We start from the raw sequence: 26788 nt of genomic DNA on the forward strand, positions 1-26788 counted from the left end.
GTTAGCGGAGCCCAATTTATGAAATTTTCTAATTTATAAAACGGTTATTTCATCACAACATAGTCCGACCTTCTTATCTACTCCCCTCCAGCCTGGCATGGCGGGGAGGCATTTCGCGGTCACGCGGATGTAACGAATACCGGTGGCAGGTGTTTGCAAGGTGATGTTGCGGATCGCGGCCGTATAATCTTCCTCGGCTGCTGCCGGCAGGTCCTGGCGGGCTGCCGGTTTAAACGTGCGTCCGTCTGCCGATGTTTCCACCGTAACGCTAACGGGTGCAAAAATATAATGACGTGCATCCTGCAGGAAGCCGGCCTGTATCGTTTTAATGTTTTTCGATTGTCCGAGATCAATGGTGGCCACCATATCCTGGCCGTAAAAGTATAACCAGTTGGTGCTGAAGTCCAGGCCGCCGGTAAGACCGTCGGTTAAAGTGCGTTCACCTTTGGCCGGGTAATCTTCCGAATAAGGGAATTGCAGGCTCACCTTTGCCCCAAATGCCACGCTGTTCAGCCATTTCTTAGCAAAGATCTCCGCCCATTCTTTCGCATAAGCGTCCGGCGTTAAACCGCCTTCGGAAAGCTCCGTTACGCCCGCTTTCTTCGCCAGCTCCGTAAAGCGTTTCACCCGCTCCGGCCATTTAGGGTTTACCACGTAAGCGTTCCCCTGTGGTACCAGGTATCCATACTTTTCGGTACCGTAAAACCTCGACTGTTGCAGCACCACGTATTCCAGCGGCAGCCGGGCTTCGTATACCCGGTCCTGCAGGTAAACGTTATTGGCGGCCGCTTTCTCCGCCTGGTCCAGGTGAGTGGAGTACTGATCGAGCAGCGCCGGTTGCAGGTAGGCCGCATTCGTGCCGCCATAAATATCCAGGCGTGTTTTGGAAGATTGTACACCTTTCAGCAAAGCATCCACGTACGCGGCGATATGTGGCCCCGCCGCACCAAAGTTATCAGTAAAGAAAGACTTACTTAACGCGGCGTAGTCTGCATCCTGTTGCCAGAGCAGCTTCGCCTGTATAAAGCTGTTAAAAACAGCCATGTCGCTATGCGTGGCGCCGCTTCCCTGCGAGAATACGCCTTTCACCCCGTTCTTTGCAAAGTATTGCAGGTTAGGCTGCAGGTTCGCATAGTCGGGGAAGGGAGCGAGGTAATTGGTAAACTGCGTGGTATAGTCCCAGATAAAGATATTCGGTGTTTTGTCCGACCAGCCCTTCAGGTCTTCCCTGAAACCTGCGGCCGATGCGGTGGTCGCGATCGGCTCCTGGCGGTATACTGCAATGGTGCTCAGCATCACGTATACATTGGCTGCCGGCTTAATATTTTTAGGAGGATGAACGGTCTGCTCGTACGCCAGTGTAGTAATGTTCTGCTGCGGAAACCTGGCTGCCACACGATTTACAAAACTGATCAGCGAACCCTGTGTGCCACCTTCCGCCGCGTTGATGCCGCGGCATTTATCGCAGCTACAAAAGCCGCCGCCGTCTTCCTGGCTTACCGACCAGTACATCGCATCGGGATTGTCGGCTATGGCCTTGCGCAGCGATTCTGTCACGATGCGTAATACGTTATCGTTGCTCAGGCACAATTGTGTTGCCTGCCGTTTACCGTTTACCAGCGCGTAATATTCCGGGTGAGAGGCAAAGTAAGTTGTAGGCGGTACCAACTTAAAGAACGAATGCCCCCAGATGCCCCAGAGGTCTTCGAAGCGGTGCAGTTTATGCCATTCCAGGTATTCGGCATCGGCAGAGGCAGGGTAGTAGGTTTCGCGGTAGGCGAATACCGGGCTCGGCGATCGTCGAGGAATTGAGGAATGGTAACGGTTTTGCGCGCAGGTACTGTCGCCGGGCCAGCGCCATATTTTTTACATCCAGGTAATTTTCCAGGATGGTGTATACGCCATACAGCACCCCTTTGCCTGTTCCGCCAAGGATAAAAATGTTACTGGCATCCGAAGCAATCAGGAAGCCTTCTCCCTTTATCTTGTCCTTATTTAAGGCCGCATTACGATTGGTTTTGCCAATGAAGATCGCCGCCCTGTCCTTATTATACGCACTTTCTTTCAGGATCGAAACGCCTGCACCGGACATCCTTTTCAGGTACTGCTGCAATACCTCCGCCGCGCGGGTTTCCGCCCTGGATGGCTCGTCCGGCAGCACAATTACATGTTTGGCCGAACCGTTCTGCACCAGTGTAATATCGCCGGCTTTAATGTGGCAACCGGGGCCCGTTAATATGGCCAACATCATCAAAAAGGCCTGTAGCAGTTTTTGCATGGCTAGAATTTTCGCAGGAACATCAGGTAAAGATCGTACTGGTTCTGAAACTGGTTGTCACCAATTTTCTGGTTGATCCAGGTTGCGTTGATGCTGAGCGTGTTCCTGTATTTGATTGTCTTCTGATAACCCGCGCCCACACTGCGTGTCAGCAAGCCCGATAACTGCGGGAAGGCGATCAGGCGGCTGCGGTCATCCGGTGAAGTACCTAAGCCTGCCATCACGGTTAAAAAGTCCTGGCCGCGGTTCATGTAATAACGCGTGGTCAGGTTAAAAGAGGTGTTGAAGTCGGAAGAATCGACAATGAAATATGCCCGGCCATTTATCCAGAAGTCGTTAAACGTTTTGGCCAGCGACACCACACCGGAAATGCTCGAAATGCTGTCCGCCTTCAGGTAACGGGCGCCCAGCTCGGCTTCAATATCATGTTTAAAAGTCTTGAAGATGGAATACCCTAAACGCATCTGCGGAAAGGCTACTGCGTTGGAATAAGTTGCAATACCGTAGCTGTATAATGATTTGCTGTGGTTGATATATGCCTCCAGTTCGCCCTGGATGCCCGTCCCCACCTGTCTTCCCGCATAACTTATGCGCCCGGCGATCGACCCTTTTTTGATAAAGCGGCGATACTCCAGGGTCGCAATCTGGTATTTGCTGGATGAGTAATCGTACGTGGTATTCAGGTAATAAAGACCAAACTGGTTCTTCAGGGTTTTGCTGCGCAGGTAGTCGGCGTAATCGGTGTTGACGAAGCTGCCGTTCAGTTTCACCAGGCTGTCTGCCGCCAGCGTGGCTTCTGCGAAGCGCTGCTGGTTTTCGAGGGATACTACGCGTTTCATGAGGAAGGTTTCCTGCGAAGGATAGTATTTTAACCCCTGTTCCGCCAGCGCCAGTGCGCTGTCGTTCTGTCCGCGGCTGCTGTAAATGTTGATGCTGTATAGCAAAGCGGGGAGTCTCGTTTATTCAGCTGCAGCACCTTACGGAAAGCCGCCAGTGCGCTGTCCGGCTGGTTGTTTCGTTGATAGTCCTGGCCCTGTTGCAGCAGGCCGTCACTGTAAGCGGTTTTATAACGCAGCGTAAACGGATAACGTTGTAACAGCTGCGCATTGATGTCGTTAGCTTCGGCGTAGCGTTTCAGTTCCGTTAAAGCGGCCGCCTTCTTCAGTAAAAGGTCTTTATTGTCCGGGTAGTAGGAGAGTCCCTGGTTGGCGTAGGCCAGCGCGCTGTCCGGCTGTTTGGTGGCGCTTTCCAGGTTAATCATGTAGTTGAGGGCGTCTATGTTGTCGGGTGACTGTGCCAGTACCTGCGCAAATTGTTGTTTCGCGAGGTCATATTCTTCCGACTGCAACAGCAGGCGGCCGGCAGTCAGGCGCAGTTCTACGAAGGTAGCACTGTATCGCTCATCACCGGGATTTGCGCTGAGCAAGGTTTCTACGATTTCTGCAGATTCGTCATACCTTCCCATTTCGGCCAGCACACTCGATTTCTTTACTAAAAAGCGGGTGTTGGCGGGGTAATAGGAGAGGGCATTATCCAGCGCTGTTAAAGCGCGGTTATAGTCCCTGCGCGAAATATAGGTATTGGCCAACATGTCCAATACGGTCGTATCGTTAGGAGAGGCCTGCCGTGCGTTTTCGAGTTCCGCTACTGCCAGGTCGTACTGTTGTTGTGCCAGGTAATCGCGGCCGCTTTGTACTTTTAAGTAGGTATAACGGTTACGCAGGTCCGCCGACCCGGGGTTCAGCTGCCGCAGGCGACCAGCCAGCGACGCCGCCTCTGTAAATTTACGGTCAGCTTCCAGTACGTCTATCTTTAACCCGAGCAAACGCTGGTCATTCGGATTGGTTTTTAACCCGCGGTTAATCCAGGACAGCGCTTCGCGGTACGCACCCCTACTCATACTCAGTCCAATCAATTTGTCCAAAGCTTCGCGGTTACCAGGTTGCTTTTCCAGCACGCCCTGGTATAGCAGGTAAGGATCGGTGTCTGTATAATAAGTGGCCGCATCCATCCGCAGTTCGGTTTCAAGACGGCGTGCTTTTGTATCGTTCGGGTAGTGTTTCAGGATTTCTTTTAATGTGCCCAGGGCATCCGGGTATTGGTGTAGCTGCTCCTGCAATCCTAATTTCTTCATCAAAAGCTCATAAGAAGATGGATTTTTGGCCAGTTCGGCATTTATCTGCTCCAGTGCGGTCACATAATTCTGGTTGCGCATGTACATGTTCATGATGGCCACCTTTGCCTCCTCGTTCGCCGGCTCAACGGCCAGCACTTTTTCGAAATGTTCCTTTGCCATCACGGTGTTGCCGGTCCGCTGCGCCTGTTCGGCGGCCAGCAAATGGTGCCCGATGTAAGCCTTTTGTACGGTGGTATCTTGCGGGTAACGGTCGAGCAGTTGCGGGGCAAAGGCATCGCCACGGTAGTAGTTGCCGGAGGCGTCCATGATGCTGAGTTTTTTCAGCATCAGTTCTTTATCATTAGGGAACTCGTATAAAGCCTCATCCACGAAACAAACGGCTTCCTCGTATCTCTTTTCACTCATCTCGATATTGATGGCATACAAGTAGGCATCACGGTAGCGCGGCGCTTTCAGGATCACTGCGCTTACCTGCTGGCGCGCCTGTTTATTGTCGCCCGTAAGCATGTACAACCGGCCGAGCAGCAATTGCTGGTCGGTAAAGTCGGGGCGTTTCGCCAGTGCCTGTTTCGATAGCTCAATCGCCTTCTGGTAGTTCCGGTTCTTCGTTTCCTGTACGGCCTGCTCGTACAACGCGTCCGCATCGCCGCCTTTCCTAAACAGCTGCGCCTGCGCCCTTAATCCCATTAATAAAATCGAAGCGAATAAAATATATCTGAAAGATGCCATCATCATGTTTAAACAGTTTGTACTTTTTTCTTGCCAAAACCCTGTCGCTGCATATTGCCCCAGCTGTGCTTCTTCCCGATCAGGAAGAAGTAGTAGCCTCTCAATGCGAAGAACACAATGAGCGGGTGGTATATGAGTGGCTCCAGGAAGGCCATCAGCGCCAGTCCGATTACTTCCTTCCAGGTTTTATAATACCTGTAGGTGATGTGGTCCCACCAGATCGCCATGGGTGATCATGATGGAGTAGAGGTACACGAATATGAGCAGGATAATCGCATACGGCCAGTTGATCTGGCCGGTAATAATTAAGTAGATATAATAAAAGATGCCCGTTACTTCAATGATCGGCGCCGGGAACTCGAACAGCAGGTTGTAGGGGAGTACCACCATGCCCAGTTGTTTGTAACGCGGATTAAAGATCACTTTCCGGTGCATGGTGATGATCTCTGCCAGGCCGCGTCCCCAGCGGGTACGCTGGCGGCTGAACACTTTCATGTTGGGCGGCCCTTCCGTCCAGCACTGCGTAGTCGGAATATAACGGATCGCGTATTTCAGTTTGTTATCGATCATGTAGGTACACATGCGCGTCACGATGTCCATATCTTCCGCAAACGACTTGCTGTCATAGCCACCCGCTTTGATCGCAATCTCTTTATCAAATAAGCCGAGGCCCCCGATACGTTCGGTACGCAGTTGATCACGCTCCAGCCCATCTTGCCCAATACATAAGCGCGGATGTACTCCATTTCCTGGAAGCGCGGCAATAGTTGCCGTGGTGGCCTCACGCGAACCATTACACCTTCATCAATGTCAGAACTGTTGGCCAGGCGCAGGGTAGCGCCGGTGGCAATTACCCGTTTACTATCCTCTACCACGTGTACATACCCGCACTCCGGACAAGGTTCTCCTACTTCTTTGATCTTCTTGTCGTCCTCGTCCATAAAGGGTTTGATCATACGGAGCAGCGTATCTTTTTCAATGATACAATCCACGTCCGTACACAGGAAGTAGTCGAAAGCCGCGGCGTTAATGCCGGCGTTCGACGCATCCGCCTTACTTTTACCGTTCACTTTATCCACCACCACCAACTTGTCGTACGCCGTATTACGCGACTTAAACAATCGTTTTACGGGTTGCGATTTAATACGTTCGTTGTAGGCAAAGTCCACCTGCTCCAGTTCAAACTCCCGGATCAGTTTCTCGAGCGTATCATCGGTAGAACCATCGTTTACAATAATGATCTCGAACTTGGGATAGTTAAGCGTCATCAAAGAACGCACGTTTTCGATGATGGTCACCGATTCGTTAAAAGCGGGGGCTATAATGGAAATGCCGGGCGCCAGTGGCGACTGCAGCAGTTTGTCGTAGTCCACATAACTGTTTTTCCGCTGGTACTTGATGATCCCTATTAATGAAAGCATGGCGAGCAGGGCGTACATGAACAACATGGTACAGCCATACACGAACACAAAGCCTTCATAAAAATTCTTAAATAAATCCATCTCACTATTTTTGAGGCGCCACGGTGGTCTGGAATCCGCGTCGCTGCATGTTACCCCAGCCGGTTTTCTTGCCGGTCAGGAAGTTCAGGTACCCGCGTAAAGAGAAAATAACGATCAGCGGGTGGTATAAAAAGAATTCCATAAACGGTGTGGCGCAGAGGTACAGCGCCTCCCGCCAGGTTTTATAATATCTGAACGTCAGCTGGTCCCACAGGATGGCAATGGTGGTAATCATCACGGAGTACGTATATACGAACAGCAACAGCCATAACGCGGTGGGCCAGTTGATCAGCCCGAGAACAGCCATTACGATATAGTAAATGATACCGGTGATCTCCACGAGGGGCGCCAGCAGTTCAAAAAAGAAGTTATAAGGAAATACGATCATGCCCATACGGCCGTAGCGCGGATTAAAGAACATGCCGAAGTGCGCGTACATCAGCTGCGCCAGCCCTCTCGCCCAACGTGTCCGCTGGCGGTTAAAGATCTTTACGGTCGACGGTGCCTCCGTCCAGCAAAGGGTTTTGGGCACATAACGGATCGCGTAGTCGATGTTGTTATCGTGCGCGTACCGGCACATACGGGTCATCAGCTCCATATCTTCCCAAAAGAAGAGTGGTCATATCCACCGCAACGGATGGCCACTTCTTTATCGAACAAACCCAGTCCCCCGATACGTTCGGCACGCAGTTTAACAGGCTCCAGCCCATTTTTCCCAGTACGAATGCACGGATATACTCGACTTCTCGGAACCTGGGCAACAGCTGTTTCGGCGGCCGCATCCGCACCATCAGTCCCGCATCGAAGTCGCAGGAGTTGGCGATGCGCAGGGTGGCGCCGGTGGCGATTACCCGCTTGTTCTTTTCCTGCATCACAGGTTTGATCAGTTCCGTGATGGTGTTTTTATCCGGATACAGTCCACGTCCGTACACACGAAGTGGGGGTGCGCGGCGGCATTGATGCCTGCATTTACGGCATCCGCCTTACTTTTCCCGTTTACCTTATCGATCACCATCAATTTGGCGTAGGCGGGATTGGATGATTTATAAATACGCCTGACCGGTTTAGTCTGTATTTTGGCATTGTACGCAAAATCGACGGGCACGAGCTCAAATTCGTTGATCAGCTGTTCCAGGCTGTCGTCGGTACTGCCGTCGTTCACAATGATAATTTCGTAATTGGTATAGTTGAGGGTAAGCAGGGAGCGCACGTTAAAAATGATGGTGAGTCCCTCGTTAAAGGCAGGGGCCAGTACCGTTACGCCGGGCGCGAGGGGAGAGCTCATCAGCACATCCGGCTCATGAAATTTGTCTTTTCGTGCATAGGCCCTGACGGCAATGAAAGAAAAGATGGCCAGCAGGGCATAGGTAGTCAGCAGGATCAACCCGTATACAAAAATAGTGCTCTCATAAATCTTCCCGATGGTTTCCCAGATAGTCATCAATACTTTATTAGAGGGTTCATGCTATGTTTCAGAATCAGCTTGTTTTCCGCAGTTGCTGTATCCACCAGTTCCTGTACCAGTCCTTTGGCTGCCCATTGGTTGTTGATAATGGACTTGGCGGCGTGTTTGCGCACCTCGAAGTCGGTGGCATGCAGGAACTCCCGGCGGAGGAAGTCGATGTACTTTCCACTGCTGATGCGCCCGATCGCCTTCAGTATTTCGAGCTGGCAGAGCAGGGGCTGGCTGTCGTACATATACACCAGTTTCTCCTCCACGGTTTCTACCTTGAGTTTGCCTAAACAGTTGATCGCATCGGCGCGGAGGTAATGGTCTTTGGTGTCCAGCAGCTTTACTACGGCGGGCACGGCACTGAGCTGGTTATAGTGTACTACCAGCTTTAAACAGAACGAGACCACGCTTTTGTTTTGGAATACGTGATCCACTGCGCGAAATTGGGAATGGCAATATGCTCCGTGGTAGAAATGATCTTGAACAATTCTACCTGGTCCCATTCGAGCAAGGGCTCCGTGGCCACGTCGAAGAACTTGAAGGGTTCGTTTTTACTCAGTTTAATATAAGCGTGCCGTGCCGCTGCCCGCAGCTCTCGGTTGCGGCTGTTGGTAAGCGGCAGGATCGTTACGTCGGCAATCGACATGTCCATGCTGGTAAATTCGTACAGCGCCTGTACTTTCTTCTCCCATTTGCTGGACTTCATTTTTTTAAGCGTGTCTTTGTCAAGCTCCAGCTGTATGTAGAGATTACGGATCTGGTCGCCCATGGCGCCGCGCACGTTCTTGCGGAAGTTGATGAGGCGGTCGATCATGGCCTGCCGGGCCCATTTCTTTTCAAAAACGGGTAGTTCAAACACCTCTATGGGCAGTTGCACCTGTTCGGGCGATAACTCCGGGTCGTTCAGCGCATCGTTCATTAAAATATTCTCGATGAGCAGCTGGTCGATCATAGGCTGCAATTTGGCCAGCCGTTTATCTTTCCGGTAGCCTTTGAACCGCGCCATCAATATGGAAAGATACGCGAGGGTAGTAGCGGTAACAGCGATCACAATAAACACCAGCGCAACCTGAATTATCAGTGGCGCATAGCGAAAATCGTGGAACAACACAGAGAAGGACTCTGATATCATGCACTTTGTTTTTGGATATGGGTGTCTTTATATATGGTACTATCGGTACTGCATCAACAGGCGCTTTACGCGGATGAGCAGTTCGCCGGGAATCACGGGCTTTTTAAGAAAATCATCAGCTCCCAGTTTAAAGCCTTCCAGGATCATGTCCTCGTTGCCTGCGTTGGAAACAATGATCACGGGAATTGGTTTGGCGCCAGGGCGGTTTTTACCTTGCTAAGGATTTCAAAGCCATTGGCGTAGGGCATCATAATATCTGTAATGATTAGATCGTACCCATAATTCGTTTCCTCCAGCTTTGTGAAAGCCTCTTTACCATTGGTGACGTGGTCAATAGCATATTCCTCCCGGTGGAGTATTCGCTCCATGATTTTCGGCATTACTTCATCATCTTCAACTAACAAAATTTTACTCATACGGCAGGTGTTTTACGGAAGGAGGGAGCGTTGCTGAGCTGCAATTCCTTAAGGTGTTTTTACGGTTATATGATAATTAATGTTACACTGTGTTCCCGGTGATATTTACGAATACGGGAAGAGAATAGTTTTCATGGATAATAGATTTTTTATTGTTTTAATACGCTATTTTTTGCTGATATGTTATGTGCTATGATAATTAGGACTCTTACACAAAAGAAACAAATGTTTTGATTATAACCATAGCACATCCGTAATATTCTTTAAATATAACGGGATCTTTTACTACGTCGGTCATACTTCGGGCCAACTGGCTTATCTTTGTTGCCATAACCAAGGCTTGGTGGCCGGCACACCCTACAAAATATGATGACTATTTCGATGAAAAACCGTTTGTACATTGGATTTGCCATCTCGATACTGTTAGTGCTTACCGGTAGCATTCTATCTTATGTTACTTTTAAAAGGCAGACGCGCGAGTCGGAATGGGTGCAGCACACCTACGAGGTCATTACCCAGGCCCAGCGAATCAACCGGCTAATCTACGATATGCAGGTTTCCGGGAGTAATTACAGGTTGATACAAGATGAAAAATTCCTGGATCCCTACTACGCGACGAAACCTCGTATTGCCCCGGCCATTGCGGGGTTGCGCCGGCTTACGATCGATAACCTGGCGCAGCAGCGACAGATAGATACGATAGAAACGGATATCAACAGGCTTGTTCAATATTGGGAAGATCTGGGGACGCGCATCCCCATTGAGTACGTATTTTCCCACCAGCTGGAGGTATCGTTCACCGAAGGTAAATACCGGAAGCCGCGCACCGGCGTCTTCTTTCGCTGGTAGAGCGAGAGCGCGATCTGTTAGTAGTCCGAAATAACCGCAATAACACCTACGTGGGGCGCGCTACCGTCATGCTTGCTTTGAACTGTGTGCTAACGCTCGGGGTCGCCTTTATCCTCATGTGGTTCACGCTCCGCGAATTCCGCAACCGCTGGAGGGCGGAGCGGAAATTGACCCTCAAGGTGGATGAGCTGACCGCCCTCAACGAGGTGGCGAATGAGCGGAACTGGCTGCTCACGGGTATGAGCCGCCTCAATGAAAGTTTGCAGGGCACCGCCGACCTCCACTCCATGATGCACGAATTCCTGTACACCCCGGTATCGTACCTGCGCTACCCGGCCGGCGCGCTCTACTATTATGATGAGTTATCCAACACGCTGCGTATGGGCGCTACTGTTGCGCTGCCCGACCATGTAAAAAAGATATATAAATTGAAAGAAGGCATGATCGGCCAGGCCGCCATGCGCCAGGAAATTACCATCGTCACCGATGTACCGCCGTCTTACTGGCAGATAGAGGGCGCCTCCGGCGCGCAACAGCCCGGAACGGTGATTCTTGTTCCGCTCTGGCGCGACAATATGCAGGTAGGAGTGATCGAGCTGGCCGCCTTTACCTCGGTGCGCGACCGGGAAAAGCAACTGGTAGAGCAGGCTTCCGGCGATATCGCCGTGGCGCTTAGCGCAGCCTCCTCCCGCGATGTGGCCAACAAACTGCTGCACCAACTGCAACAGCAAAAGGAAGTGCTGGAAACCCAGCAGGAGGAACTGCGCCAGACCAACGAAGAACTGACCCGGCAGTCCGAAATCCTGCAGGCATCCGAAGAGGAGTTGCGCGTACAGGAAGAAGAGCTGCGGCAGATCAACGAGGAGATGAGCGAAAAGAATAAAGCCCTGGAAATTACCCGCCAGGAGCTGTCTGCCAAAGCCCGGGAACTGGAACAAACCAGCAAATACAAATCCGAATTCCTGGCGAATATGTCGCACGAGCTGCGCACGCCCCTTAACAGCGTGCTGATCCTGGCCCGCCTGCTCGAAGAAAACCGCGGCCAGAACCTCACGCCCAAGCAGATGGAATATGCCGGTATCATTCACAAGTCGGGATCCGACCTGCTGGAGCTGATCGACGATATCCTGAACCTGGCGAAAATAGAAGCAGGCAAAATCGAGATGAACTTCGAGCGGGAGCATGTGCGCGATATTGTTAATGATATGGAGCGCCTGTTCCGCGTGGTGGCCGACGAAAAGAAAATCAACTTCGCGGCTGAAGTGGATGCTGCTGTGCCGGACAGGGTGCGTACAGACAGGCTGCGCCTCGAGCAGGTGATTAAAAATCTCCTCTCAAATGCCTTTAAATTCACGCCCGCCGGTGGACACATTGACCTGAAACTACTGGTAAAAGCCGATGGCCTGCTTTACATTTCGGTAACCGACACCGGCACCGGCATCGCCGCGGAAAAGCTGCAGCTGATCTTTGAAGCCTTCCGCCAGGCCGACGGCTCCACCAGCCGTAAATATGGTGGTACCGGGCTGGGATTATCCATCAGTAAAGAACTTACACGCCGTTTAGGCGGCGAAATACGAGTAGAGAGCCAGATGGGAAAGGGAAGTGTTTTTACCATTATCCTGCCGCTGGAATCTAACGGGGAAGCAATGATTACCGCACCACCGGCCGCGCCGCCGCCGGCTAAGCAGGTGCCGGTCGCCGCAACCCCATTAATATTAATCCCCCGTGGTACAGGATGTGCGCGACGACCGCGACACCGTCACGAAATCAGATAAGTTGATCCTCATCATCGAGGACGATGCGGTCTTTGCCGGCATCCTGCGCGATGCGGCGCACGATAAGGGGTATAAGGTCATTGTGGCGCTCAACGGGAACGACGGGCTGTACATGGCGCGTAAATTTCTTCCCAGCGCCATTATCCTCGATATGAACCTGCCGTTGATCGATGGCACCAGCATCCTCAAAATACTGAAGGGCAATGATGAACTGAAGCACATCCTGGTACATGTGATCTCCGCCGGCGAAATATCGGCCCAGGTTATGAACAAGGTACATGGGTATACGCAGAAGCCGTTGCAGGTGACCGATATGGAAGCCGTGTTCAGCGGTATCAGCGCACAGTTGCAGGCAGGCTTTAAGAACGTGCTGGTCGTGTCGGCCGACGGGCTGCTTAACAACCCGGCTATCCAGGTCATGAGCGACGAGCGGCAGATGGAAACACACTACGAGCAGGTGGCTTCTGTAAAGGAGGCCATGGAGCGGCTGGTGAATAACGACTTTGAAGGCATCGTACTCGATGTGGGCTGTAATGTGCAGGAAGGCATCCGGCAGTTGCAGCGGCTGCGGCAGTTGACGAGCGCGAAAAATACGCCTATCATCGTATACATCGACCGAGGATATTTCCGAGGCCGACGAACAACTGATTAAAGGGAAGCCGCGGCGATTGTAAGGAATTCTACTTTTTCGGCCGACCGGTTAATGGACGAGCTGGAACTCTTCTTGTATAAGCTGAAAGAATCCGAAAACAACCCCGAACGGGCAGAGAAGCTGCTGCGCGCGGCGGATGTAAAGATGGAGGGAAAAAAGGTGCTGCTGGCCGACGACGACATGCGCAACGTGTTTTCGCTCAGCGCCCTGCTGGAAGGACAAAGCCTCGAAGTAATCACCGCATCCGACGGCAAGGAAGCCTTAAGGAAGCTGGAAGAACACCCGGACATCAGCCTGGTGCTGATGGATATTATGATGCCCGAAATGGACGGCTACGATGCCATGCGACAGATCCGGTCTAATCCAAAATATACATCCCTGCCCATCATCGCCCTCACAGCCAAGGCCATGGCGGGCGACCGGGAAAAAATGCATAGAGGCGGGGGCCTCCGATTATATCGCAAAACCAGTGAACAGCAACAAACTTTTATCGCTGATGAGGGTTTGGCTGGCTTAACAGACGCCCGGTATGAAAGAACAAATTTCGATGGCCGATTACCCGGATGTGATCCGGGTAATCCGGTTACGGTACGGATACGATTTTACAGGTTATGCACAGGCCTCTCTCAAACGGCGGCTGATGCGATTTATGGGGCACGCCGGTATTGAGGCGGTGTTCGACCTGAAACACCAGCTGATCAATGATGAAGCCTTTTTCACCGCATGGTGCAATACCTCACCGTGAATGTGACGGAGATGTTCCGCGACCCCGTATTCTACAAATCCCTGAAGGAAATTGTGCTGCCCAAACTGGCGGCCTATCCCAATATTAAGATATGGCATGCCGGTTGCTCTACCGGGGAAGAAGTATACTCCATGGCCATCCTGCTGCATGAGGCCGGACTGCTCGATCGCACCCGGATTTATGCCACGGACCTGAACCCGGCCAACCTTGAAAAGGCTGCCTCGGGTGTAGTGCAGCTGGAATATATGAAGGAGTATACGGCTAATTATATACAGTCAGGCGGCGAACAGGAGTTTTCGGACTACTACACCGCCCGGTACGATAAAGTGATCCTGAACAAAGAATTGCGGCGCAATGTTACCTTTTTCAGCATAACCTCGTTACCGACCAAGTGTTTAACGAGTTTCAGCTGATTTGCTGCCGCAACGTGTTCATCTATTTTAACCGCGATCTGCAGGACCAGGTGCTGAAATTGTTTTACGAGAGTTTGTCGCCCTGGGGTTTCCTGGCGCTGGGTATTAAGGAATCCTTACGGTTTACGGAAATGCGCAACGCATTTGAATCGGTACATATGAATCACAAAATTTACAGGCGGAAAAGATAATGGAGGCAACAAACCGGATCATATTAATAGGAGGGTCGGCGGGAAGTTTACAGCCCTTAACGGCCCTGCTGGAAGGCATTCCAGACGATTTGCGCGTGCCCGTGGTGATCGTGTTGCATCGCCTGAGAAATGTACAGAGCGAAATGGACCGCCTGCTATCGGTGAAAAAAGATCACAGAACCGGAAGATAAAGAGAAAATTTTGGCTGGTGGTATCTATCTTGCACCGCAGAATTACCACCTCATGCTGGAAACCGATCACACCTTTATGCTGGATTATTCCGAGCTGGTGAACTTCAGCAGGCCGTCCATTGATATGACCTTCAGCAGTGCTGCCCTTGCCTATGGGAGTCGTGTAACCGCCATATTGCTTAGTGGAGCCAACCGCGATGGAGCGGAAGGCCTTTGTGAAATTGTTGCCGAAGGAGGTACCGCCATTGTACAGGATCCTGCCAGTGCAGATTTTGACATTATGCCGCTGGCCGCCATTACTACCTGTAACGGTGCGCGCGTAATGGGCATAAACGAGATCATACAGTATATAAAAAGTCTAATGTAAAAACGCTAAAGGCGTTTTTGTCAACACCGAACCAATGACCGAAAAAGCCAAGCCTAGAAAATTCACCATCCTGCTGGTAGATGACCGTATCGAAAACCTGCTCTCCCTCGAGGAAATGCTGGCCGCGGATAATCGCGTGTTCATTAAAGCCAGTTCCGGTAACGAAGCCTTGAAACTCGTATTGCGCAATGAAGATATTGGGCTGATCATGCTGGATGTGCAAATGCCCGATATGGACGGATTCGAGGTAGCACGCCTGCTGAAAGCCAATCCTAAAACCCGCGACATCGCCATCATATTTGTAACCGCTATTAATAAGGACGAGCAGCATGTGCTGAAAGGTTTTGAAGAAGGTGCGGTAGATTATTTACCCAAACCGCTGGATATGATGGTCACCCGCGCCAAGGTAAATGTATTCGAGAAGTTGTATTTCTACGACCGCGACCTGAAAAATGCTTTAAGGGAAAAAGAACTGGTGAACAACCAGCTCGAACGGTTCATGTACGTGGTAGCGCACGACCTGCAATCGCCCCTCTCGGGCGCCATGGGACTCATGATGCTCATGCAGGAAGATGAACGCATCAAAGCACATGAAGACCTGCTGGAATATACCAACATGGCCGTGAAAGCCAGCTCCAGCCTGTCAGCTATGATCACCGCCATCTTTGAGTTTTCCCGTAAAAACGAATTGCAGCAGACCGTGGAAGATGTGGATACCAACGAATTGCTCCAGGAGATCATCGAAATGCTGTTTCCCCGGCGCATATCCACATCCGGGTAGAAGGCAAACTGCCAACGATTTTCACCGTGCGCTCCAAACTGCACCAGGTATTCCAGAACCTCATCGGCAACGCCATCAAATACAACAATAAAACCCAGGGCGAAATCAAAATAGGCGTAAAAGAAACCGATACGTTCTACGAGTTTTATGTGAAGGACAACGGTCCCGGTATCGAAGAAAAAGACAATGAACGCATTTTTAAACTGTTCGAGGTGGTAGACGAAGGCAATGCCGGCAGTACGGGTATTGGCCTCAATATCCTCAAATACCTGGTAGAGTCACAGGGCGGTAAAGTATGGGTAGCGTCATTCCCCGGCGAAGGCAGCTGTTTCTGGTTCCAATGGCGGAAATAGCGGGATTATCAAAAATTGTCCTTCTATTATCATAAATTGCCGCACACATAGCAATTCTGATTAAACCTGTTACATTTGAAGAAGCAAAATCATTTCATCCCCCGGGATGACATAACCAACCTCTTCATGCACCAATAAGTAGCTTAAAAGCCCCGTCAAATGGGGCTTTTTATTATTCGATGAGCGGCAAAAATGCCACCGAATGTGATCTGGTGGCGATTATATACTTTGTATTGAGCAATGTAAAATGAAAGTCATACAGTTTACCGTACCAGTCGCCACTGAAGACTCCGTGGTTGTGGAAGAAGACCTGCTTCCCAACTTCTATAATTACCTGCACCGGCACAAGGAAATGCAGGTAACGCTCATTGTGAAAGGGAGCGGTACGCTCATTGCCGGCAATTACACCCAGCCGTTCGAGCCGGGCGATATTTACGTAATGGGGGCCAACCAGCCGCATATATTCAAGTCCGATCCCTCGCATTTCGTCAATCCCAAAAAGGGAAATGCGCACGCCATCCACATCTTTTTCGATCACGAACGCATCCTGAAAAACCTGCTGCACCTGCAGGAAATGGAGCTCATCAAACGCTTCCTGGACCGTACCCAGAGCGGGTTGCAGATGCATACGCCGGTCAATGATCCGCACATTGCACAGGTTATTAAAAAAGTGAGCGACAGCTCGGGGTTCGAAAGACTGATGAACTTCCTGCAGCTGCTGCAAAATTTCTCCCGGGATGTAAAGGATTGGAAATCTTTGTCCACGGGCTTTTCCAAACACTCGCTGCCCGACTCCGAAGGTATCCGCATGAACGATATTTACCAGTATACGATGGAACACTACGGTGAAAACATCTCCCTGAAAAGGATCGCCGAAGTCGCCCATATTACGCCGCACGCCTTCTGCAAATACTTTAAAAACACACACGTAAGACGTATATGGCGTTCCTGAACGAAATCCGCATCAACGAAGCCTGTAAGAAGATCATCAGCGGCGAGTTTTCCAGCATTTCCAGCATTGCGTACAACTCTGGTTTTAACAGCGCCATCAATTTCAACCGCGTATTCAAAAAAACAACCGGCATTTCCCCCAGCGAGTACATCCGGGAGTATAAAACGAAATAAAAGTGGGCTGATCAGTTGTATTGGTCAGCCCATTTTTATCAGTTAGCCAGCTTTCGTCCGCTGGTCAGCCCCCGTTGCGACGCTCCCTTCCACCTTGTTACGCTACCGGGCCGATGGTTCAGTGATGGTTGGGTGATGGTTCAGTGACGGTTCGGTAACGTTGTCACGTCCTGTCACGTCCTAAAATAGGTTTACACCCTGGTTAGATAATCCGGACTTAGGTTTACACCCGTAGTTGTTAGTCTGTCACGTCCTGAAATAGGTTTGCACCCCTGGTTAAAGCGTCCCGGCAAACCGCCAGCTGGTCGTATAATCCTTCTTTAACTGCTGCTGCAGCAGAATAGCGCGGAACAACTCAATAGGCATTGTATTCTGCTGTAAGAACGTATCATGAAACTGCTTTTCCGTGAGCTTGCCCGTACCGACTACCTCCTTATGCAGGGCGCGCAGTTGTAAGCCGCCCATCATGTAGGCGATCTGGTACAGCGGGCCATAACCGCCCGTAAAGGAGCGGCGTACTTCCGATTCGGCGCTGAAGGGTTCGTGGCCCACGCGCACGGTCAGGAAGTCGATGCACTGCCGGGTGTCCATTTGCCGAGATGGTAGTTGAGGGAAAAAAATGATGCGTGCGCAGCGGTGCATGCGCCAGAACAGCGCGCCTACCTTTTCCTCGGGAGTGGCGTGGAAGCCTTTGTCCCACAGCAGCATTTCCCAATAGAGGGCCCAGCCTTCCACCGAAAATGGCGTATCGAAATAACCGCGGTGCGTGTTGTAGCGCGAGTTCATGTAAAACTGCAGGTTGTGTCCGGGAATCAGCTCGTGGAACACGGTGGCATGCGCAAAACCGTAGTTGTTGCTGCGGAGGCTCATTTCCTTGGTTGCTTCGTTCATTTCTTCCGTGGGATAGGCAATCAGGATCGATTCGCCGCCGAGGAAAAACGGCGCAAAACGTTGCTGCTCCGCGGTGAGCATGTTCATGCGCCAGGCCTCTTTGGCCAGGGCGGGTACTGTTACCAGGCTATTTTTTTCTACGAAGGCTATGGCTTCTTCCGCCAGCCGGTTAATCAGCTCCGGTTGTTTGCCGGGCGCCACATAGTTTTGCTTTGTTTTCTCCGGGGCCTTTTTCCAATCATCGCCAAAGCCCATTTCCCGGGAGGCTTTGCGCATTTCGGCATCGCACCAGGCAAATTCACGCTCGGCTACCTTTACCAGTTCTTCCGCGGTGTACGGAATCATCTCGAACTCCAGCAGCTTTTTCAGTTCGGCTGCGCCAATGGGCTGACCAATGATACCGGTACCGTCGTCCTTGCCACCGGCTTTAGGCATCGCTTTCAGTGTGCCGGCCAGTTCGTCCAGTTGTTTGTCGGTGTCTTTATAAGCCTGTGTTACCCGCCAGGTAAACTGCGGATCATACCCTTTATAAAAAGAAAAGAAGTTATCGAGGCCGCGATCCAGTTCCCCGGTGATGAGGATGGCTTTGGCCAGCTGCACCGGCTCCAGGGGCTGCTTTTTCCAGGTTTCGATGGTAGCGGCCACCTGCTTTTGTATGGTTTGCAGTTGTGCGGCGGTAGCAGCGCCATCGAGGTATTTGCCGCGACGGCGTTGCTGTTGCAATTGCAGGATCGTAGCGGCGAAAGGCATGTCCGGGGCGAGCTTTGCATACACAGCGGCACTTTCGCGCAGGCGGCGGTCCATGTCGGTAATGTTGCGTGTCAGCAACACATAATCCACCCGGTCGCCGGTGCTCATGCTGTTAAAGTCCAGCTTTTGCAGGGAGGCAGGGTTTCCGCGTTATGCTTTTGCAAGCGGTCGTAATACTCCGGGCTTTCACGGAAAATATACACCCGATCCAGGCTTTTTACATCCGTATAATATTGGTTGACGAGGTCCGGCATCACGGGCGCCTGTTGAGCGTAGCCGTTTATCCCCAGCAGCAGCAGGGCGGAGAGCAGCAGTTGTTTCGTTTTCATAAGTTTTAAAGTCAGTGGAAAATAGGCATAAACGCCCGCATTTTATAGCAGGAGAGGGCATTGGCCAAGATTTGTAAAGAGTTGCACAATACCGGCCACATCCTATTGGCACGTGATGTGTAATAACTTCCTTAAAACCACAACTTATGAAAGGCTTATCGTTGTCAGTACTGGCGTTTTTAACGCTGTTTTTAAGCAGTTGCGAACTGGTCGGAGGAATTTTTAAGGCAGGTGTTTGGACGGGGCTGCTGATCGTTGGTATCGTATTGTTCCTGATTATTTTCCTGATCGCGAAAATGGGGGAAAGAAATAACTGTTCGTGGCGTGCGCTTTCGGCGCACGCTGCCTAATCCCAGGTAACCCTGCCCAGCTTCAGCCGCAGGTGTTGTAATCCTATCTTTATCTGTGTTTTGATAGAGTTTTTGCTGATACTCAGCTGGTCGGCTGCCTGTTGGTAAGCCATTCCCTGTAAATACACGAGGGTGAATATCTGCGAACGCCGGGTGGGCATGTCGCCGATGGCAGCTGTAAGTTTATCGGTAATATCGGGCCCCTCCATCATGCGGATCTCTTCGTTGTCCTGCAAAGTCTTCTGCTCGTGGGCGGCAACTTTCTTTTCGTGATTGGCTTTGTTACGCTGGTAAGTAAGGCAGCGGTTGCGAACGGAAATCCACAAATATGCCCCCACATCCTTACGGATGTCAATGTCATCGCGTTTTTCCCATAGGTCGATAAAAAGAGCCTGAACCAGGTCTTTTGCTGCAGCTTCGTCACCAAGCTTCAGGAATGCTTGTGTGCAAAGACTATGAAAGTGTTCTTTAAAAACGGTTTCAAATGTGCTGGCGTCCATACGGCACTAAGATTTCGGATATATTACGTTAAGTCGGTACAGAGATGAATCCGTTGTCAGACGCGTGCATTGGAGAAAGTCTTCGGTTACCCTGTTTGCTAAACAGGCGGTTATCGTGTTAAGCAAATCAAAAGTAGCGGAATTGGAGGAGCTAAATTGTTAACAGCGTGTTAATGATTGTGTTACAAGCAAGCTGGGCGGGGACTGTAGCGAACAGCGCCGGATGTGGCAAATGAACGTGGCAAGTTGATTATAGCATTTGTATAATGATAAAACCTGTTGCACCGACTGCTAAAACGTGCCAATGCTGCGTGGGCAACTGCGACATTGCTGCGTTTTTTATGACTGGTTTGGCGTAGGTTGGCCAGCAGGAAGGCTTTCGGGGAACAGATAAGATGCGGTAAAACGGCGTTGGTGATTGAATTGTTAATGACTGCGATAAAAGGGCCCCGGTGGTCAGCCAGGGCCGTATTAACAATAGGATATGGTCATTCGCGCATCCAGCCACTTTTGCTGCCACGCGACGCCAATTGCAAGTCCCGGTACAGTTGCCGGTAAACTTTTTTGGTGTGTTGCTAACAGGTGTATTCGGTAATAGTTTAATTGACGCGGACTATCTTTTCTCCGCTGTTATCATAAAGACAATCAAAGTCATCCGGTCGGGTGAATGAATGGAATAAAAAAATAAGATATTTTTTTGTCTAATGCGTTTGTGTCTTTTTTACTGCAATATGATGGCGGTATCATTTAATATTCGATATTTACAGCGCGGCCATCGCTGCTGCTTCTCTCCAATGTACTATAAGACGGGCCGTCAGCGTAACTAATTGCCAACGTTGCATTTCTTCCTTGTCTCCCCGAACACAGCTCTTTAATGAAATAATCTACACATGCGTTCACCCCGCGAACGTGTATTATAGTCTTTATATCGTATGGAACAGGATCAAATAGAACAGCTCATGGTGAAAAGACTGGCGGGCATGACGACCGCCGGGGAAAACGCCCGTCTCGACGAGCTGCTAGCCGGTAATCCTGACCTGCAAGCCCAGTGGGACGAGCTCCGGGCCATGCCTGGCGCCCGCGACGTGCAGGCCTTCGCTCAAAGCCTGGATGTGGAAAGCGCCTGGGATGAACTGCAAACCATCGTCGCCCCCGCCGCCCGGTCATGCGTCACCTGCGCCGCTTGTCCATCGCCGCCGCGGTGTTCCTCCTGCTTGGTGGTGCGACGTACTTCCTGGTGAACAGGCAGTCCGATAAAAAGCCCGTAGCCGCAGCCAAACCCGCGGCCCAGCCTGTACACATCGATGGTATCCGCCTCGAAACCGGTAATGGTGAAGTACTGGCCCTCGACGGCAACAATGCCACCACCTCCGCTACCGTTAACGGGGTACAGCTTAATAATGATAAAGAAACCCTTCGTTTCGAAGGGACTAATACCACCACCGAAAAGTGGAATACGCTCACCGTACCCGCTAAGCTGGACTACAAAGTGGTGCTGGCCGATGGCTCACAGGTATGGCTCAACGCAAATACAAGGCTCCGTTTCCCCTTCGCCTTTCCGGCTAATTCCCGGGAGGTGATCGTAGATGGGGAAGCATATTTCAAAATTGCCCCGGATGCCGCCCGCCCCTTTATTGTAAACGTAGGGCATTCCCGCCTCGAAGTACTGGGCACCGAGTTTAACGTAAACAATTACGGCGGTAAAACCATTACCGCCTCCCTGGTAAAAGGCGCCGTAGCGGTAAAAAATGAAACGGACCGTGTGGTGCTCGCCCCGGGCCGCGAGGCTGTGTATGCCGACGCAGGCAAGGTAAAAGTGAAGGACTTCGAAGAAGAACACGTGATCAGCTGGATCAATGGCATCTACACCTTCCGTAACACGCCGCTGTCGGTCATGACCGATGTGGTACCACGCATGTTCGACGTGCAGGTAGTGTTCGATGACCCGGAAACGGCGGCCATCCGCTTTACCGGCGCTATGGATAAACACGACGACCTCTCTGTATTCGTCCGCAACCTGGAACTGGCGGCCGAAATCAAAAGTTATTATAAAAACGGGGTGCTGCACCTCAAGCAATAAAGATGTTTTTCATTCTCTTCGAATCAGGCCGTCTGTATCTACAGGCGGTTATTTCACGTTCATCCCTAATGTTAATTTTCGTAAACTTTTTGCTAAGAAGCGCCTAACGAGCGTGTCGCAGGTCTTGTAATTTTATTTGCAGGAACAATCCGCTGTAGAGTATGACCAAAATCGTTACATCCGGCCGTCTGTTGACAGTCGTATCCCTGTTTGCCTGCGCGCTGCCCGCCGCGGCACAGGCGCCCTTAATGCCTTATCACCCGGACCGCGAAGAAGTGGCCGTAAATTATAAAAGCGCCGCCGAACTGGACTCGCTCGTACGCAATAAAGCGTATCGCACGGGTGTTCGTCCGCGCTGGCAATCGGGCAAAAATGCATTCTGGTACAAAAACCTGCTGCAGGATAGCACCGCCGAATATGTATATGTAGATGCCACCGCCGGCACACGGCAACTCGCATTCGACCACGCCCGGCTCGCTGCAGGCCTGTCTAAAGCCACCGGTAAACCGCAGGACGCCGCAAAACTGCAGCTTACGGACATCGTGCTCGCCAAAGACGGTATCCTGGTGGAAACTGACGGTAAATGGTACAATTGCCACCCCGGCAGTTACGAGGTGAAACCGCAGGAAATCGCGCCAGAACGTTCAAAGGAATCGCTGAACCCGGGTTCCCGCCCGCGCTGGGACCGGGGTAATTGGGAGTCGCGCAATATCTCACCGGATAAGAAGTGGAAGATTGATATCCGTGAAGGTAATATCTGGCTGCAGCCCAACGAAGGCGGTGAGGCTGTTCAATACACGACCAATGGCACCAAAGCTGCGCCATACGGAGAAGTACGCTGGGCGCCCGATAGCCGTTTCTTTGCCATGTGCCGTATATACCCGGTAGAAGCTGCGAAGGTTTACTACCTCCTCAGCTCACAACCCAATACCACCCGTGCGGAATTGAAGTTTAATGAATACGCGCAGCCCGGCGACCCCAACACCATGTACGAAGTGTATGTAGGAGATGTAGCCGCCAAAACCGTACGCAAAGCGGCCATCGACAGCTGTAACGACCGCCCGTCGATCCGCTGGCGCAAATCCGATAACCGTTATTTCACCTACGAGCGCGCCGACCGCGGCCACCAGCGCTTCCGCATCGTGGAAGTAGATCGGGAAACAGGCGCTACGCGTAACATCGTGGAGGAAAAAACGAATACGTTTATTTACGAGCAACGCATCTTCACCAGCTACCTTGATGATAAAGATGAAATTATCTGGTCGACCGAAAAGGACGGCTACATGCACCTGTACCTCGTGGATGCGAAAAAGGGTGGTGTAAAGAACGCCATCACCAAAGGCGACTGGGTAGTGCGCGGTGTAGATAGTGTAGACGCGAAAAAACGCCAGGTATGGTTCCGCGCCAGCGGTATGAACGCCGGTGAAGATCCTTATAATGTACACTATTACCGCATCAACTTTGATGGAAAGGGACTGGTAAAACTGACCACCGCCAACGGACAGCACTCCTTAACTTTTTCTCCCGACAGAAGTTTTTATATCGATAATTATTCCCGCCCCGATGTGCCGCCGGTAACAGAACTGCGCCGCACTTCGGACGGCAGCCTGGTAACAACTATAGAGAAAGCGGATATCACCCGCTTACTGGCTACCGGACTGCGTTTGCCGGAGGTTTTTGTGGCGAAGGCCCGCGATGGTAAAACCGACATATGGGGCATTGTTTGCCGCCCGCGCAACTTCGATCCGCAAAAAAAATACCCGGTAATCGAGAATATTTATGCCGGTCCGCAGGATGCCTTTGTGCCCAAGAGCTTTAGCTCCTACAGCGAAATGCAAAGCATGGCGGAACTGGGTTTTATCGTAGTGCAGATGGATGGCATGGGTACGGCCAACCGTTCCAAGGCCTTTCACGATAAGTGCTGGCAGAATATTGCCGACGCTGGTTTCCCGGATCGCATTCTTTGGATAAAAGCACTGGCAGCGAAGTATCCTTATGTGGATGCCGATAGAGTAGGGCTGTACGGCACTTCCGCAGGTGGACAGAACACCGTGGGCGGCTTATTGTTTCACCCTGAATTTTATAAAGCCGGTGTAGCCGCCTGTGGTTGCCACGATAACCGGGTGGATAAACAATGGTGGAACGAGCAGTGGATGGGTTATCCCGTAGGCAAACACTACGAAGAGCAATCCAATATTACCAACGCGGCGAAACTGCAGGGGAACCTGTTGCTGATTGTAGGCGAAGCCGATACCAATGTGCCGCCCGAATCAACTTACCGCCTGGCCGATGCGCTGATCAAAGCCAATAAAGATTTCGACTTCCTTGTAGTGCCGGGCATGGGGCACAGCGATGGCGGACCGTACGGTCGCCGCAAGAAGCGTGATTTTTTCGTGAAGACCTTGCTGGGCGCAGAGCCGCCGGTAAGGAACATCGCATCTAACTAAAAAAGTTTAACAGGAAAGCAGCATACGCGCCCTGCCTGTAATGGGCGGGGCGTTTTTGTTGGTAGGAGGTGAAAATATGGTGTATAAAAAAAGCAGCTGTATATAAACGGCTGCTTTTTTATTTGTATCTTATAGAAAGAAGTTAATGCTCTACATTCTGGAAGTAACTGTTTACATAATCGCTCGGCGATTGGTCCGTAATACTTTTGAACACACGGTTAAAATTCGTAATGCTGTTAAAGCCGCAGGTGTACGCAACCGTGGCAATGTTATCGTATCCGCCGTCGGTCAGTTTTTTGCAGGCTTCATTGATGCGCACTTCATTGAGGAACGATACAAAGGTGTGTAACGTATGTTTTTTGAAATAACGGCAGAAGGCCTGCGGCGTCATGTGTGCTTGTTTGGCGGCGTCTTCCAGCGTAATCGGCTTATCATAATTGTGCATGATAAAGTTGTAGATGTTGCCGATGCGGATACCCTCATGCTCGCTGTACACAGGCGTTTGGCTGGCAGACGATAAGGACTTCATTTCTTTTATCTGGCTTAAAAACTTAAGCAGATCAATAAAGTGAATGAGCTGATCGGCGCCACTGCTTTGTTGTATGCGCAGCATTTTGCTCGATACCTCTGATACATGTGTTTGCGGAATGCGAAAGCCCGATTGCGCCTGGGTAATGAAGTTCTTCAGGAGTTTTAATTCCGGCAGATTAAAGAAAGAAGCAAGCTGCCCGTTTGGATTGAAGAAGATGTCCAGTGCAACAATTTTCTTTTTGCTTTTAGGCGTAAAGTAGGAGGGGTCGCTTTTGAATACATGTGGTTGATTGGCGCCGAGCCAGAATATCTCGTTATCGCGGAAGGAGTGCATGTTGTTTTCGGCCACCAGCGTGCCTTCGCCCTTCTGGATCCAGGTCATCTGGATTTCCTGGTGACGGTGCAGGTGCTGATAAAAATGCGCCAGCACATTCTTTTGAACGATGATCGTCTTATCGTGCGGGACAGGTATCGTAAATTGCAATACTTTCATTGCTTATACTATATTTTAACTGCTGATGTAATTGTTTACCCCTTTGGTTGACATTTGCTTAAAGCCTTACGGGCTGGTAGCTTACCCAATATTACTAAAAATTTGGCTGGTTTTGTAAACAGGTTAATATATGGGCACAATTGATTAGAATTGGGCATGCAATCCGAAACGGTTTGGAATACTTTTGAAAAAAAAGATAATTATGAGTATTGCCTGGAAGGGTATATATCCCGCACTGACTACCAAACTTACCGCCGACGAAGAACTGGATCTCCCTTTGTTCGAAAAGAACCTGAACGCACAGCTCGATGCCGGCATCGATGCAATCGTACTGGGCGGTACTTTGGGTGAGGCCAGCACGCTGACCACTGCCGAAAAGGAGAAGCTGACAAAGTTTGCAGTAGAACGTACCACGGGTAAAATACCGGTGATCCTGAACATCGCGGAAGGCTCCACGGCCGAAGCGCTGCTCCGCGCCAAAGAAGCGAAAGCCTGGGGCGCTAAAGGACTGATGATGCTGCCGCCGATGCGTTATAAAACCGACGCACGCGAAACCGCTGCGTACTTTAAAACAGTAGCCAACTCCACCGATCTTCCGATCATGATATACAATAACCCCGTTGATTACAAAACGGAGGTAACCCTTGATGTGTTCGAAGAACTGGCCGAATGCCCGAACATCCGGCGGTAAAAGAATCTACCCGCGATATCAGCAATATCACCCGCATGCGCAATGCATTCGGCGATCGTTTTAAACTGCTGTGCGGTGTGGATACACTGGCTATGGAAGAACTGCTCATGGGCGCCGACGGTTGGGTAGGCGGCCTGGTATGTGCATTCCCGGAAGAAACGGTTGCGGTGTACCGCCTCGTGAAAGCCGGCCGCATCGAAGAAGCGCTGAAAATTTACCGCTGGTTCCTGCCGCTGCTCGAGCTGGACATCCACGCCAAACTGGTACAGTACATTAAACTGGCAGAAGTGCAGGTAGGACTGGGTAGCGAGTATGTAAGAGCACCGCGCCTCACCCTCGTTGGAAAAGAGAGAGAGCGAATCCTGAAAGTAATCAACGATGCCCTGGCCATCCGCCCGGCGCTGCCTGATTACAAAGCGATTTCCGCCGAGCTGCAATCGATATAACAGTAAACGATAAACGAAAGATATGCCTGTAACAGAAGCAGTCAATGTAGACGTAGTGATGAACAATGCCGCAAAGGCATTTGATGAATACAAACGCCTCCCGGCCGCCGCCCGCGCGGCCTTCCCGGAGGCGATAGCCCAGAGCTGGAAGCTGCAAAAGATGCGCTGGTAGCAGCTGCACATGCAGAAAC

The 26788-nt window shown here is 51.0% G+C and carries 32 protein-coding genes and 3 pseudogenes; 17 read left to right on the plus strand and 18 right to left on the minus strand.

From position 1 onward, the window contains the following. Positions 1-33: 33 nt before the first annotated feature. From MKQ70_RS06405 to MKQ70_RS37830, 14 genes are read right to left on the minus strand one after another with little or no spacing between them, the layout of a single operon-like run. Positions 34-1809, minus strand: a complete 1776-nt coding sequence (locus MKQ70_RS06405; protein WP_308199424.1) for a DUF4838 domain-containing protein — start codon at positions 1807-1809, stop codon at positions 34-36. Continuing rightward, positions 1721-2278, minus strand: a complete 558-nt coding sequence (locus tag MKQ70_RS06410) for an alpha-glucuronidase family glycosyl hydrolase (protein ID WP_248069325.1) — start codon at positions 2276-2278, stop codon at positions 1721-1723. Before MKQ70_RS06410 ends, MKQ70_RS06405 begins: the two co-directional genes overlap by 89 nt. Positions 2279-2280: 2 nt before the next feature. Further along, positions 2281-3222, minus strand: a complete 942-nt coding sequence (locus MKQ70_RS06415; RefSeq protein ID WP_248069326.1) for a YaiO family outer membrane beta-barrel protein — start codon at positions 3220-3222, stop codon at positions 2281-2283. Beyond that, positions 3147-5150, minus strand: a complete 2004-nt coding sequence (locus MKQ70_RS06420) for a tetratricopeptide repeat protein (RefSeq protein ID WP_248069329.1) — start codon at positions 5148-5150, stop codon at positions 3147-3149. The genes MKQ70_RS06415 and MKQ70_RS06420 overlap by 76 nt, the downstream gene beginning before the upstream one ends. A 2-nt stretch (positions 5151-5152) precedes the next feature. Beyond that, positions 5153-5371 carry a hypothetical protein gene (locus MKQ70_RS06425; RefSeq protein WP_248069330.1) on the minus strand — a complete coding sequence of 73 codons (219 nt, stop codon included), beginning with the start codon at positions 5369-5371 and terminating at the stop codon, positions 5153-5155. After that, on the minus strand, positions 5331-5744 hold the full coding sequence (locus tag MKQ70_RS06430; protein WP_248069332.1) for a glycosyltransferase family 2 protein: 414 nt from the start codon (positions 5742-5744) through the stop codon (positions 5331-5333). The genes MKQ70_RS06425 and MKQ70_RS06430 overlap by 41 nt, the downstream gene beginning before the upstream one ends. Continuing rightward, complete coding sequence (locus MKQ70_RS06435; protein ID WP_248069334.1) at positions 5732-6646, minus strand: glycosyltransferase family 2 protein; 915 nt, start codon at positions 6644-6646, stop codon at positions 5732-5734. The genes MKQ70_RS06430 and MKQ70_RS06435 overlap by 13 nt, the downstream gene beginning before the upstream one ends. A gap of 4 nt (positions 6647-6650) precedes the next feature. Continuing rightward, on the minus strand, positions 6651-7244 hold the full coding sequence (locus MKQ70_RS06440; protein WP_248069336.1) for a glycosyltransferase family 2 protein: 594 nt from the start codon (positions 7242-7244) through the stop codon (positions 6651-6653). Continuing rightward, positions 7204-7578 carry a glycosyltransferase family protein gene (locus tag MKQ70_RS06445; RefSeq protein WP_248069337.1) on the minus strand — a complete coding sequence of 125 codons (375 nt, stop codon included), beginning with the start codon at positions 7576-7578 and terminating at the stop codon, positions 7204-7206. The genes MKQ70_RS06440 and MKQ70_RS06445 overlap by 41 nt, the downstream gene beginning before the upstream one ends. After that, on the minus strand, positions 7530-8087 hold the full coding sequence (locus tag MKQ70_RS06450) for a glycosyltransferase (protein WP_248069339.1): 558 nt from the start codon (positions 8085-8087) through the stop codon (positions 7530-7532). Before MKQ70_RS06450 ends, MKQ70_RS06445 begins: the two co-directional genes overlap by 49 nt. Then, positions 8087-8506, minus strand: a complete 420-nt coding sequence (locus MKQ70_RS06455; protein ID WP_248069341.1) for a HEAT repeat domain-containing protein — start codon at positions 8504-8506, stop codon at positions 8087-8089. The genes MKQ70_RS06450 and MKQ70_RS06455 overlap by 1 nt, the downstream gene beginning before the upstream one ends. Further along, a complete protein-coding gene (locus MKQ70_RS06460) occupies positions 8488-9231 on the minus strand; it encodes a hypothetical protein (RefSeq protein WP_248069343.1) in 744 nt (247 codons plus the stop codon). The genes MKQ70_RS06455 and MKQ70_RS06460 overlap by 19 nt, the downstream gene beginning before the upstream one ends. A gap of 39 nt (positions 9232-9270) precedes the next feature. After that, the gene (locus MKQ70_RS37825; RefSeq protein WP_308198949.1) at positions 9271-9411 is read right to left on the minus strand and encodes a response regulator transcription factor; all 141 of its coding nucleotides are present in this window, start codon (positions 9409-9411) and stop codon (positions 9271-9273) included. Continuing rightward, on the minus strand, positions 9408-9647 hold the full coding sequence (locus MKQ70_RS37830) for a response regulator transcription factor (RefSeq protein ID WP_282456249.1): 240 nt from the start codon (positions 9645-9647) through the stop codon (positions 9408-9410). The genes MKQ70_RS37825 and MKQ70_RS37830 overlap by 4 nt, the downstream gene beginning before the upstream one ends. A 381-nt stretch (positions 9648-10028) precedes the next feature. On the opposite strand from MKQ70_RS37830, the gene MKQ70_RS06470 reads away from it, so the two are divergent. The 12 genes and pseudogenes from MKQ70_RS06470 to MKQ70_RS06520 all read left to right on the plus strand — a co-directional run bounded on the left by MKQ70_RS06470 (position 10029) and on the right by MKQ70_RS06520 (position 17089). Continuing rightward, complete coding sequence (locus MKQ70_RS06470; protein ID WP_248069345.1) at positions 10029-10496, plus strand: CHASE3 domain-containing protein; 468 nt, start codon at positions 10029-10031, stop codon at positions 10494-10496. A 50-nt stretch (positions 10497-10546) separates the two neighbouring features. Continuing rightward, complete coding sequence (locus tag MKQ70_RS06475; RefSeq protein ID WP_248069347.1) at positions 10547-12271, plus strand: sensor histidine kinase; 1725 nt, start codon at positions 10547-10549, stop codon at positions 12269-12271. Then, a complete protein-coding gene (locus tag MKQ70_RS06480) occupies positions 12222-12923 on the plus strand; it encodes a response regulator transcription factor (protein ID WP_248069349.1) in 702 nt (233 codons plus the stop codon). The genes MKQ70_RS06475 and MKQ70_RS06480 overlap by 50 nt, the downstream gene beginning before the upstream one ends. A 180-nt stretch (positions 12924-13103) precedes the next feature. Further along, a pseudogene (locus MKQ70_RS06485) lies at positions 13104-13334 on the plus strand (response regulator); the annotation flags it as partial. Positions 13335-13470: 136 nt separating this feature from the next. Then, positions 13471-13668, plus strand: a complete 198-nt coding sequence (locus MKQ70_RS06490) for a protein-glutamate O-methyltransferase CheR (protein ID WP_248069351.1) — start codon at positions 13471-13473, stop codon at positions 13666-13668. Positions 13669-13679: 11 nt separating this feature from the next. Then, a pseudogene (locus MKQ70_RS06495) lies at positions 13680-14272 on the plus strand (CheR family methyltransferase). Further along, complete coding sequence (locus tag MKQ70_RS42030; RefSeq protein WP_282456250.1) at positions 14272-14463, plus strand: chemotaxis protein CheB; 192 nt, start codon at positions 14272-14274, stop codon at positions 14461-14463. Before MKQ70_RS06495 ends, MKQ70_RS42030 begins: the two are co-directional and overlap by 1 nt. Before the next feature lie 10 nt (positions 14464-14473). Next, positions 14474-14830, plus strand: coding sequence for a chemotaxis protein CheB (locus MKQ70_RS42035; protein ID WP_282456251.1), 357 nt, complete (start codon positions 14474-14476; stop codon positions 14828-14830). A 34-nt stretch (positions 14831-14864) separates the two neighbouring features. Continuing rightward, positions 14865-15611, plus strand: coding sequence for a response regulator (locus MKQ70_RS06505; RefSeq protein WP_248069352.1), 747 nt, complete (start codon positions 14865-14867; stop codon positions 15609-15611). Between the two features lie 26 nt (positions 15612-15637). Further along, positions 15638-15964: a sensor histidine kinase gene (locus MKQ70_RS06510; protein WP_248069354.1), complete on the plus strand. Its 327-nt coding sequence runs from the start codon at positions 15638-15640 to the stop codon at positions 15962-15964. 247 nt (positions 15965-16211) lie between these two features. Next, positions 16212-16916, plus strand: a complete 705-nt coding sequence (locus MKQ70_RS06515; protein WP_248069356.1) for a cupin domain-containing protein — start codon at positions 16212-16214, stop codon at positions 16914-16916. Then, the gene (locus MKQ70_RS06520; RefSeq protein WP_248069358.1) at positions 16904-17089 is read left to right on the plus strand and encodes a helix-turn-helix domain-containing protein; all 186 of its coding nucleotides are present in this window, start codon (positions 16904-16906) and stop codon (positions 17087-17089) included. The genes MKQ70_RS06515 and MKQ70_RS06520 overlap by 13 nt, the downstream gene beginning before the upstream one ends. A gap of 276 nt (positions 17090-17365) precedes the next feature. Here the strand turns inward: MKQ70_RS06520 and MKQ70_RS06525 are convergent, their stop codons facing one another. Together MKQ70_RS06525 and MKQ70_RS06530 are read right to left on the minus strand one after the other, a co-directional pair. After that, a complete protein-coding gene (locus MKQ70_RS06525) occupies positions 17366-18838 on the minus strand; it encodes a DUF885 family protein (protein WP_248069361.1) in 1473 nt (490 codons plus the stop codon). Continuing rightward, positions 18835-19059: a hypothetical protein gene (locus tag MKQ70_RS06530; protein ID WP_248069363.1), complete on the minus strand. Its 225-nt coding sequence runs from the start codon at positions 19057-19059 to the stop codon at positions 18835-18837. The genes MKQ70_RS06525 and MKQ70_RS06530 overlap by 4 nt, the downstream gene beginning before the upstream one ends. Positions 19060-19205: 146 nt before the next feature. Here MKQ70_RS06530 and MKQ70_RS06535 point away from each other — a divergent pair, with 146 nt between their 5' ends. Next, positions 19206-19409 carry a phosphatidate cytidylyltransferase gene (locus MKQ70_RS06535; RefSeq protein WP_248069365.1) on the plus strand — a complete coding sequence of 68 codons (204 nt, stop codon included), beginning with the start codon at positions 19206-19208 and terminating at the stop codon, positions 19407-19409. On the opposite strand, the gene MKQ70_RS06540 is transcribed toward MKQ70_RS06535, so the two are convergent. After that, positions 19406-19909, minus strand: coding sequence for a sigma-70 family RNA polymerase sigma factor (locus tag MKQ70_RS06540; protein ID WP_248069367.1), 504 nt, complete (start codon positions 19907-19909; stop codon positions 19406-19408). The genes MKQ70_RS06535 and MKQ70_RS06540 overlap by 4 nt on opposite strands. A gap of 1165 nt (positions 19910-21074) precedes the next feature. Between MKQ70_RS06540 and MKQ70_RS06545 the strand changes: the two genes are divergently transcribed. Then, a complete protein-coding gene (locus MKQ70_RS06545) occupies positions 21075-21989 on the plus strand; it encodes a FecR family protein (protein WP_248069369.1) in 915 nt (304 codons plus the stop codon). A gap of 161 nt (positions 21990-22150) precedes the next feature. Continuing rightward, complete coding sequence (locus tag MKQ70_RS06550; RefSeq protein ID WP_248069370.1) at positions 22151-24436, plus strand: S9 family peptidase; 2286 nt, start codon at positions 22151-22153, stop codon at positions 24434-24436. 142 nt (positions 24437-24578) lie between these two features. Here the strand turns inward: MKQ70_RS06550 and MKQ70_RS06555 are convergent, their stop codons facing one another. Continuing rightward, positions 24579-25460, minus strand: coding sequence for an AraC family transcriptional regulator (locus MKQ70_RS06555; protein WP_248069371.1), 882 nt, complete (start codon positions 25458-25460; stop codon positions 24579-24581). Positions 25461-25662: 202 nt separating this feature from the next. On the opposite strand from MKQ70_RS06555, the pseudogene MKQ70_RS06560 reads away from it, so the two are divergent. Together MKQ70_RS06560 and MKQ70_RS06565 are read left to right on the plus strand one after the other, a co-directional pair. Beyond that, positions 25663-26597 (plus strand): annotated as a pseudogene (locus MKQ70_RS06560) (dihydrodipicolinate synthase family protein). A gap of 22 nt (positions 26598-26619) precedes the next feature. Next, positions 26620-26769, plus strand: a complete 150-nt coding sequence (locus tag MKQ70_RS06565; RefSeq protein WP_248069372.1) for a hypothetical protein — start codon at positions 26620-26622, stop codon at positions 26767-26769. Positions 26770-26788 lie beyond the last annotated feature (19 nt).

Origin of the sequence: Chitinophaga sedimenti (assembly GCF_023156195.1) — a bacterium.
GTDB lineage: Bacteria > Bacteroidota > Bacteroidia > Chitinophagales > Chitinophagaceae > Chitinophaga > Chitinophaga sedimenti.

Coding starts and splice junctions, on each gene's coding strand:
- MKQ70_RS06410 (WP_248069325.1), bottom strand. CDS start 2,278: ATGCAAAAACTGCTACAGGCCTTTTTGATGATGTTGGCCATATTAACG.
- MKQ70_RS06420 (WP_248069329.1), bottom strand. CDS start 5,150: ATGATGATGGCATCTTTCAGATATATTTTATTCGCTTCGATTTTATTA.
- MKQ70_RS06425 (WP_248069330.1), bottom strand. CDS start 5,371: ATGGCGATCTGGTGGGACCACATCACCTACAGGTATTATAAAACCTGG.
- MKQ70_RS06430 (WP_248069332.1), bottom strand. CDS start 5,744: ATGGACATCGTGACGCGCATGTGTACCTACATGATCGATAACAAACTG.
- MKQ70_RS06435 (WP_248069334.1), bottom strand. CDS start 6,646: ATGGATTTATTTAAGAATTTTTATGAAGGCTTTGTGTTCGTGTATGGC.
- MKQ70_RS06440 (WP_248069336.1), bottom strand. CDS start 7,244: ATGGAGCTGATGACCCGTATGTGCCGGTACGCGCACGATAACAACATC.
- MKQ70_RS06450 (WP_248069339.1), bottom strand. CDS start 8,087: ATGACTATCTGGGAAACCATCGGGAAGATTTATGAGAGCACTATTTTT.
- MKQ70_RS06460 (WP_248069343.1), bottom strand. CDS start 9,231: ATGATATCAGAGTCCTTCTCTGTGTTGTTCCACGATTTTCGCTATGCG.
- MKQ70_RS37830 (WP_282456249.1), bottom strand. CDS start 9,647: ATGAGTAAAATTTTGTTAGTTGAAGATGATGAAGTAATGCCGAAAATC.
- MKQ70_RS06470 (WP_248069345.1), top strand. CDS start 10,029: ATGAAAAACCGTTTGTACATTGGATTTGCCATCTCGATACTGTTAGTG.
- MKQ70_RS06490 (WP_248069351.1), top strand. CDS start 13,471: ATGGCCGATTACCCGGATGTGATCCGGGTAATCCGGTTACGGTACGGA.
- MKQ70_RS42030 (WP_282456250.1), top strand. CDS start 14,272: ATGGAGGCAACAAACCGGATCATATTAATAGGAGGGTCGGCGGGAAGT.
- MKQ70_RS06505 (WP_248069352.1), top strand. CDS start 14,865: ATGACCGAAAAAGCCAAGCCTAGAAAATTCACCATCCTGCTGGTAGAT.
- MKQ70_RS06515 (WP_248069356.1), top strand. CDS start 16,212: ATGAAAGTCATACAGTTTACCGTACCAGTCGCCACTGAAGACTCCGTG.
- MKQ70_RS06520 (WP_248069358.1), top strand. CDS start 16,904: ATGGCGTTCCTGAACGAAATCCGCATCAACGAAGCCTGTAAGAAGATC.
- MKQ70_RS06525 (WP_248069361.1), bottom strand. CDS start 18,838: ATGAGCACCGGCGACCGGGTGGATTATGTGTTGCTGACACGCAACATT.
- MKQ70_RS06530 (WP_248069363.1), bottom strand. CDS start 19,059: ATGAAAACGAAACAACTGCTGCTCTCCGCCCTGCTGCTGCTGGGGATA.
- MKQ70_RS06535 (WP_248069365.1), top strand. CDS start 19,206: ATGAAAGGCTTATCGTTGTCAGTACTGGCGTTTTTAACGCTGTTTTTA.
- MKQ70_RS06540 (WP_248069367.1), bottom strand. CDS start 19,909: ATGGACGCCAGCACATTTGAAACCGTTTTTAAAGAACACTTTCATAGT.
- MKQ70_RS06545 (WP_248069369.1), top strand. CDS start 21,075: ATGCGTCACCTGCGCCGCTTGTCCATCGCCGCCGCGGTGTTCCTCCTG.
- MKQ70_RS06550 (WP_248069370.1), top strand. CDS start 22,151: ATGACCAAAATCGTTACATCCGGCCGTCTGTTGACAGTCGTATCCCTG.
- MKQ70_RS06555 (WP_248069371.1), bottom strand. CDS start 25,460: ATGAAAGTATTGCAATTTACGATACCTGTCCCGCACGATAAGACGATC.
- MKQ70_RS06565 (WP_248069372.1), top strand. CDS start 26,620: ATGCCTGTAACAGAAGCAGTCAATGTAGACGTAGTGATGAACAATGCC.